1 protein-coding gene is annotated in these 1909 nt (G+C 36.5%); it reads right to left on the bottom strand.

All coding sequences use genetic code 11. The features are described 5' to 3' along the window. Positions 1-40: 40 nt before the first annotated feature. On the bottom strand, positions 41-1855 hold the full coding sequence (locus tag QT74_RS07765; RefSeq protein WP_033765906.1) for a DUF262 domain-containing protein: 1815 nt from the start codon (positions 1853-1855) through the stop codon (positions 41-43). Positions 1856-1909: the final 54 nt, after the last annotated feature.

Raw genomic sequence — 1909 nt, 5'->3', positions numbered from 1 at the left:
TGGGCGTTTTTCAAACGCCCCCTTATTTTTGAGTATCGCATCATTCAATGTCCTTTAAAAGAGCGTTTTTAAAAGCTTTAATCGCACTTTCACCCACTAATTCAGCGATACGATAACGCGCGATTAAAAAGTCTGATAATTTTTCGCTCCTTTCTTTGATTTGCGCGACTCCAAAAGAAGCGTTTTTAGCCACTTCTTTTTCGCTATAAGAGCCTTTTAGGTATTGCTTTCTTTTTTCCTCAAAAGGCTTGTTGCTTAAAGAGCTGTTAGCGTTTTTAGGGATTAAGAGCAAGTTCCCTAAGGCATGCACGATGTGAGGGTTTTTGGCCCAATTTTTTTCTTTAGCGCTATAGCCTTGATCGGGATTTTGGGGCAAGATATGCTCAATGCTTTCTATACTGCCATCAAAATTCAGAGTCGTTTCAGGGTTATGGTGCAACTCGTATTTATACAGCAAGTAATTCAGCGCCTTGCCCCACTTATACCATTTTTCAGCATTCTTTTTAGAATGGATGCTCTCTTCAAGCAATTCCAAAGCGCTATTTCCTTGTCTGTTGAAAAAACTCTTTTCTAGCGTTGGAAGTTTTTCAATGGCGATATTTTCTTCCCCATATCTGAACGCTCTGAACGCTTCAAAAGCTGATTCAATCCATTCGTTTTTAGCCGTATTCTTGCCAGCAACCCCATAGATTAAAAACCCGAAACGCTCTAAATATTCCAATAAGCCCTCTAATTCTTTGGTGGTATAAGGTTGTTCATTAGCGCTTTTTCCAGCACGCTGTATGGTTAAAAGAGAGAGCAATAAGGGTAAAAAAGCGTTATCGCTCAAAGCGTTTAAACGCCGCATTTTTTCTAACAAGTTGCGCATTTTAGGCGTGATTTCAATCTCAAGCTTAAGGGTGATAGATTTTTCATCAAGCGTGTGCAAGAAATTCCAAACTTTAGAAGAATAAGAAAGATAAAATAACAAATCGTCTATTTTTTCATATTCATCACTAAAAGTTGTGTTATAGGTATATCTTTTATGGGCATTAAACTCCGCATCTAATAACCTCTCTTTAAAATCCCCTTTCTCGCCATAATAATACGCCACAAAATGCTTTAAAAAACTATCTAAATGAGCGTCTTTAAATTGTCTCAAATCGTAATAAATAATAGCGTAGGTATCGTTGATCTCTTTTTGGAGTTTTTCTAATTTTTTTCCATCACAAATCCTGTGCGCTATAAAATGCAAGCGGTTTTTGAACAATTCCAAAGTGGATAGATCTTTACCACGATTGTTAATCGTTTCAAAAGAACTGAATGGATCGATCCGGTTGTCATTCAATTCCACCACGCTAAAAAGCATTTTTTTAGTGAGAGCGTCAAGCATTTTTTCAAGCGTTTCAATGGGGGTATCGCTGATTTTTTCTTTAAAAAATGCATAAGCGCTGATAAGATTTTTAGCGTAAAAAGAAGTTTGAAATTTTTCTAAATCTTTTTCTTCCTCGGTGATCGCCCTAAAAGCTTCGCTTAATCCATAATATTTATAGGATAGAATGGGTTCAAGGTTGATTAAAGAATACTTTGGGTCTTTATGTTGAGTAATCTTGGCTAAAAGGCCTAGTAAAATCAAGCTTGTAGCCAATCGCTGCTGGCCGTCTATGATTTCAAAAGCGCTATCTCCAAAATCATTCTCAAGCTCTCTTAAGGTTAGGCTATGCATGTAATGGAATTTGTTTTCTAGCTTAGAGACATGCTCTAAATCATTCCAAAAATCCTTTAATTGCCTCATCTGCCACGCATACCCCCTTTGATAATCAGGGATTTCAAACACGCCTTTTTTAATCACTCCGTCTAAATCCAACAATTCCATTAAAATCCTTTCTTATTATTAGGTTTATGAGTTTTATAGTTTATGGGTTAAAAA

It is taken from the genome of Helicobacter pylori SA213A, from assembly GCF_000476275.1.
Lineage (GTDB): Bacteria > Campylobacterota > Campylobacteria > Campylobacterales > Helicobacteraceae > Helicobacter > Helicobacter pylori_CL.
This window is presented reverse-complemented; position numbering and strand designations above follow the sequence as displayed.

Bases quoted from the DNA above. Each gene is read 5' to 3' on its own strand.
- QT74_RS07765 (WP_033765906.1), bottom strand. From the start codon at position 1,855: ATGGAATTGTTGGATTTAGACGGAGTGATTAAAAAAGGCGTGTTTGAA.